6 protein-coding genes are annotated in these 4,827 nt (G+C 66.7%); all 6 read right to left on the bottom strand.

What is annotated here, in order from left to right; translation table 11 throughout:
* Positions 1 to 187: 187 nt before the first annotated feature.
* The 6 genes from RTN46_RS06745 to RTN46_RS06720 all read right to left on the bottom strand — a co-directional run bounded on the left by RTN46_RS06745 (position 188) and on the right by RTN46_RS06720 (position 4,638).
* Positions 188 to 1,261 carry a UDP-N-acetylmuramate dehydrogenase gene (locus RTN46_RS06745; RefSeq protein ID WP_312180089.1) on the bottom strand — a complete coding sequence of 358 codons (1,074 nt, stop codon included), beginning with the start codon at positions 1,259 to 1,261 and terminating at the stop codon, positions 188 to 190.
* A gap of 5 nt (positions 1,262 to 1,266) precedes the next feature.
* Positions 1,267 to 1,698 carry a MaoC family dehydratase gene (locus RTN46_RS06740; protein WP_312180042.1) on the bottom strand — a complete coding sequence of 144 codons (432 nt, stop codon included), beginning with the start codon at positions 1,696 to 1,698 and terminating at the stop codon, positions 1,267 to 1,269.
* 2 nt (positions 1,699 to 1,700) lie between these two features.
* Positions 1,701 to 2,150 carry a MaoC family dehydratase N-terminal domain-containing protein gene (locus RTN46_RS06735; protein ID WP_312180041.1) on the bottom strand — a complete coding sequence of 150 codons (450 nt, stop codon included), beginning with the start codon at positions 2,148 to 2,150 and terminating at the stop codon, positions 1,701 to 1,703.
* Entirely contained in the window at positions 2,147 to 2,377 is a 231-nt protein-coding gene (locus tag RTN46_RS06730) for a hypothetical protein (RefSeq protein WP_312180040.1), read from the bottom strand. The genes RTN46_RS06735 and RTN46_RS06730 overlap by 4 nt, the downstream gene beginning before the upstream one ends.
* A 78-nt stretch (positions 2,378 to 2,455) precedes the next feature.
* A complete protein-coding gene (locus tag RTN46_RS06725) occupies positions 2,456 to 3,379 on the bottom strand; it encodes a DUF2797 domain-containing protein (protein ID WP_312180038.1) in 924 nt (307 codons plus the stop codon).
* 62 nt (positions 3,380 to 3,441) lie between these two features.
* Positions 3,442 to 4,638 (bottom strand): acyl-CoA dehydrogenase family protein, encoded by a 1,197-nt coding sequence (locus tag RTN46_RS06720; RefSeq protein WP_312180037.1) that lies wholly within the window; start codon positions 4,636 to 4,638, stop codon positions 3,442 to 3,444.
* Positions 4,639 to 4,827 lie beyond the last annotated feature (189 nt).

Here is a 4,827-nt window from a genome sequence, read left to right as displayed (position 1 = left end):
CCAGCCTTCCCAGGTTCCCACTGAATGTGGTTGGTGTGTCTGGTGTGGCCCCATCAGGCTCAACAGTCACACTCGGTGGGAACCTGCGTCGGCGCGGAGCTCAGGAGGCGCGGCGCTAAGGAGGTGCGGCGTATAGGGGCGCTAAGGAGGTGCCGCGTTGAGGAGGAACGGCGCTGCGGACCGAACGCTAGAGAGCGCAGCCGATCAGCAGCGGCTCCGGCTGCAGCCGAATACCAAACGCCTGCTCGACGCCGTCGGCCACGGCCCGTGCGATTGCCAGCAGGTCTTCGGCCGAGGCGTCGCCGCGGTTCGTCACGGCAAGGGTGTGTTTGGCGGACAGGGACGCCCGCCCGCCGGCGATTTCGCTGCCCGGGCGCCCGGGCAGCCCGAAGCCCTTGCCGAAGCCGGCGTGCTCGATCAGCCAGGCGGCGCTGAGCTTGACCATGCCCGGATCGGCGACCGGATAGCGGGGCGCCTCGTCCGGCAGGCTGTCGGCTGCGGGTGCCGGGAGGATCGGGTTGGTGAAGAAGGAACCGGTGCTGTAGGTGTCCGGATCCGCGGCGTCCACAACCATGCCTTTGCCGGCACGCAGCCGCAGCACTTCCCGGCGCACGTCAGCGGCGTTGGCGGTGTCCCCCACCTCGACGCCGAGGGCGCGGGCCAGCTCGGCGTAGCGGATCGGGGCACTGGTGGATCCCTGGGTGAGAGTAAATTCCACACTCAGGACCACATGCCGCGGCGATCCGTTCACGGTGGTGCGCTTCAGAAGCGAATCCCGGTAGCCAAACTCGAGTTCCGCCGCTCCGAACCGGCGCTGCTGCCGGGCCTCGCGGTCCCAGGTCTGGACGGAAACGATGCTGTGCGAGACGTCCGAGCCGTAGGCGCCCACGTTCTGCACCGGCGTCGCACCGGCCAAGCCGGGGATGCCGGAGAGTGCTTCCAGCCCGGAGTACCCCTCCGCGACGGTGAAGGCAACGAGTTCATCCCAGGGATGGCCCGCCTGCGCTTCGATGATCGCGGTGCCGCCCTTGCCGTTGCGGATGTCAATGCCGCGGTTGCCGACGTGGACCACGGCGCCGTCGAAGCCGGCGTCGGAGATCAGCAGGTTGGAGCCTCCGCCGATGATCAGCAGCGGTTCGGAGGCCTCGTCTGCCGCGCGCACCATGCTGATGAGTTCATCCGGTGTTTCGGCGTTGAGGTAGCGGCGTGCGGGTCCGCCCACGCGGGAGGTGGTGAGTGATGCCAGCTGCATCGAAGTCAGTGCGCTCACCAGATCCGGACAACCGCCTGCGCCTTGACCAGGACCTTCTGGCCGTTGAACGTGACGGTGAGGTCCACCCTCGCGGTGGAGTTGTCAGCATCGATGGCACCGATGGTGCCGGTGACGTCCACTACCGCGCCGGGAGCGTCGTCGAGGTCTTCCACCAGGACCGGCCGGGTGAAGCGGGTCTGGTAGTCCAGGACGGCTCCGGGGTCGCCGATCCAGTCGGTGACCAGCTGGACGGCAGCACCCATGGTGAACATACCGTGCGCGATCACGCCGGGCAGTTCCACCGAACGGGCGAAGCGTTCGTTCCAGTGGATCGGGTTGAAGTCGCCGGAGGCGCCGGCGTAGCGGACCAGGTCCGCGCGGCTGATCTCGATGGTGGTGCTGCCGATTTCCTGGCCGGCCGCCAGTTCACTGAGCGCTATGGACATGGTTACTGGCCCTCTCCCCGGACGAGGATGGATGAGACTGTGGTGGCCACTTTTTCGCCTTCCACCGTGGAGATTTCGGCACGGGTGCTGATCAGGGCGCCGTCGCCCATGGCCCGTACCGAGTCAACGTGGAGTTCTGCCAGGAGTTCGTCCCCGGCGACGATGGGCCGGTGGTGGGTGAACCGCTGGTCGGCGTGAACCACGCGGGTGAAGTCGATCCGGGCCTCGGGATCATTGATCAGCTGGGCGTCGGCCTGCTGGGCCACGATGATCGCGAAGGTTGGCGGGGCGAGCAGGTCCGGGTAGCCGAGCGCCTCGGCCGCGGCGGTGTCGAAATGCGCCGGATGGGTCGCTTTCACGGCCCGGGCGAACTCACGGATCTTTTCCCGTCCTACCTGGTAGGGCTCACCGGCCGGGTACCTGCGGCCCTGCAGGTCGGGGTTGATGCTCATTTGTTTCCCTTCATCCGGCGTCGGGCGTCGCGGGCACGCACCACCATACCGCTCAGGTGCACGCTCATCCCCACCACGATCACCGGGAGGGCGAGGTACATAACGATTTGCTGATTGGTCACGGCACCGAGGAGGACCATCAGGATTCCGGCGCCGGTAACAGAGAGTGCTGTGACAACGAGGCGGCGGTACAACGGAGATCCGGTTTCCCAAGGCGTGTTAACCATGGTTTCAGAATACAGTCGGGGCGCTTGCCAGAAAGAAACCAGGGGGTTCGGTGTAACAGTTCCCACAACGGGGGCCGCTTAGAACAGCGCTTCCTGAAGGGCAGGCAGTTCGCTCTGGAAACCGCCCAGTTCGAGCCGTTGCCCCTTGAGCTGGGTGAGGTCGGCAAGGAAGGAAAGCCCGACGTCGTCGGTCGCCACAAGGGCGGTGGGCCCGAGCATTCCGCGGATCAGCAGGCCGTGCTCGCCGGCCGTGAGCGGCAGCGGATAGACCCCGGCGGGCTGACCGAGCACATCGGCGAAGGCCTGTGGAGGGGTCCAGGTGTCCTTCACCACCTCGAAGCCTGCCGGATCCAGGGTGAAGAGCAGCGCCCGCGCTGCCTCGGCGTGGCCGATGTTGATCTCCGCCACGGATTCCGCGGGAAGCGGGGCTGCCAGTGCAGCACATTTGCTTCCCGACCGGACAGCCTGTGGCAGGCCGAGCGCCGAAGACACCGTGTCCTCCAGGACCCGGACCCGCAGCCCATCCGTAGTGCGGGCCACGTACTGCGCGGCGACGGCGCCCTGTTCCGTAAGGCGCAGGACCCGCCGTTTCTCCGCGGCCGTCCCTACCTTGGTGGTGCCGTTGGCGAAGGTGGCGATATACAGCCATTGCGGCCCGGCCAGGTAGTTCCTCAATCCAGCGGGAAGCGGTCCCCCGCGGTGGCTGTTATGCATCAGCCGCGCTTCGTCCCGGGCGAAACAGCTCCCGCACTGGTACCCGCGCTCGGCCGGGGCCTGCGCCGGGCAGGCATGGGACTCCCGGCCGGATTCGCGCACCAGCTCGTAGCCCAGGCAGTACCGCGGCGCTTCGGAGCGGATGCGGAAGCGCAGCTCAGCTCCGGGACGCAACGGCAGCCGCTCCGCTGTGCCGTCCGGTGCCTGGAGCAACAGGTCGGCACCGTAGGCGTCCCAGGCCGTGCCGCCACAGAGGTAGCTGGAGTTGCTCAGGCGGTGCTCAGGCATACAGGCATGTCCTCCGGGGGCATCAACGGGTGGAGCAGCTATTTACGCTACCTCCTCCTGCGTCAGCGGAATGCCGGGATACCCGTGAGCCGCTGGCCCAGGATCAGGGTGTGCACCTCATCGGTGCCTTCATACGTGCGGACGGACTCGAGGTTGTTCGCGTGTCGCAGCGGTGAATAGTCCAGGGTGATTCCGTTGCCGCCGAGGATCGTCCGCGCTTCCCGGGCGATGGCGATGGCTTCGCGCACGTTGTTGAGCTTGCCCACGGAAATCTGGTGGTTCTGGAGCTTGCCGGCATCCTTGAGCCGGCCAAGGTGCAGGGCCAGCAGGAACCCCTTGTTGATCTCCAGCGCCATATCCACCAGCTTCTGCTGGGTGAGCTGGTAGCCCGCGAGCGGCTTGTCGAACTGCAGCCGGTCCTTGGAGTACGCCAGCGCTGCCTCGAAGGAATCCCGGGCAGCGCCCATGGCTCCCCAGACAATCCCGTAGCGGGCCTCGTTGAGGCAGGAGAATGGGCCGCGCAGGCCGGTGGCCTCCGGCAGCAGCGCGTCGGCTGGCAGCCGGACGTCGGCCAGCTCGATCTCACACTGGATGCTGGCCCGCATGGAGAGCTTCTGTTCGATCGGGGTGGCGGAGAAACCCTTGGTATCGGTGGGCACCACGAAGCCGCGGACCCCGTTCTCGGTCTGCGCCCAGATCACGGCCACGGAGGCGACGTTGGCCAGCCCGATCCAGCGCTTCGTCCCGTTCAGCACCCAATCATCGCCGTCACGGCGGGCGAAGGTCTTCATAGCGGACGGATCGGAACCGGCGGTCGGCTCAGTCAGTCCGAAGCAGCCGATCGTTTCACCCTTTGCCATGCCGGGCAGCCAGCGGGATTTCTGCTCTTCGGAACCCCATTTGGAGATGGCGCTCATCGCCAGCGATCCCTGCACGGAGACGAACGTCCGCAGCCCGGAGTCGCCGGCTTCCAGCTCGGCGCCGGCCAGGCCATATTCGACGGCGGAGCGTCCGGCGCAGCCGTAACCCTGGAGGTGCATGCCCAGCAGCCCAAGCCGACCCATTTCGGGGACGATTTCAAGCGGGAAGTGCGCTGCCTCAAACCAGCCGGCGATGTTGGGGCGGATCGCCTCGTCAACGAACGCCCGGACTTCGGCCCGCAGCGCAAGTTCCTCGCCGGTGAGCAGCGAGTCGAAGTCGATCAGATCGGCCGGTTCCAGGGTCTCCCCGGCAGGGGTCTGGGCGGAGGCAACACTCATGAGGTTTCTTCACTTTCTGAAATGCGGCTGCGGGCTCCGCGGCTGCGGCACCGGCGGATGCAGTTGGGTCCTGGACACACGCTACGGACCGATGCGACATGCGTCATTGAGCGTTCCGGCCAATTTGAACGCCGATACCGGATGATTTGTCCTATGGTTTTCCTCACTGAGCTCAGCATGACCCTCGGA

It is taken from the genome of Arthrobacter sp. (assembly GCF_031988865.1).
In the GTDB taxonomy this organism is placed as follows: Bacteria; Actinomycetota; Actinomycetes; order Actinomycetales; family Micrococcaceae; genus Arthrobacter_B.
This window is presented reverse-complemented; position numbering and strand designations above follow the sequence as displayed.

Coding starts and splice junctions, on each gene's coding strand:
- RTN46_RS06720 (WP_312180037.1), bottom strand. CDS start 4,638: ATGAGTGTTGCCTCCGCCCAGACCCCTGCCGGGGAGACCCTGGAACCG.
- RTN46_RS06735 (WP_312180041.1), bottom strand. CDS start 2,150: ATGAGCATCAACCCCGACCTGCAGGGCCGCAGGTACCCGGCCGGTGAG.
- RTN46_RS06725 (WP_312180038.1), bottom strand. CDS start 3,379: ATGCCTGAGCACCGCCTGAGCAACTCCAGCTACCTCTGTGGCGGCACG.
- RTN46_RS06730 (WP_312180040.1), bottom strand. CDS start 2,377: ATGGTTAACACGCCTTGGGAAACCGGATCTCCGTTGTACCGCCGCCTC.
- RTN46_RS06740 (WP_312180042.1), bottom strand. CDS start 1,698: ATGTCCATAGCGCTCAGTGAACTGGCGGCCGGCCAGGAAATCGGCAGC.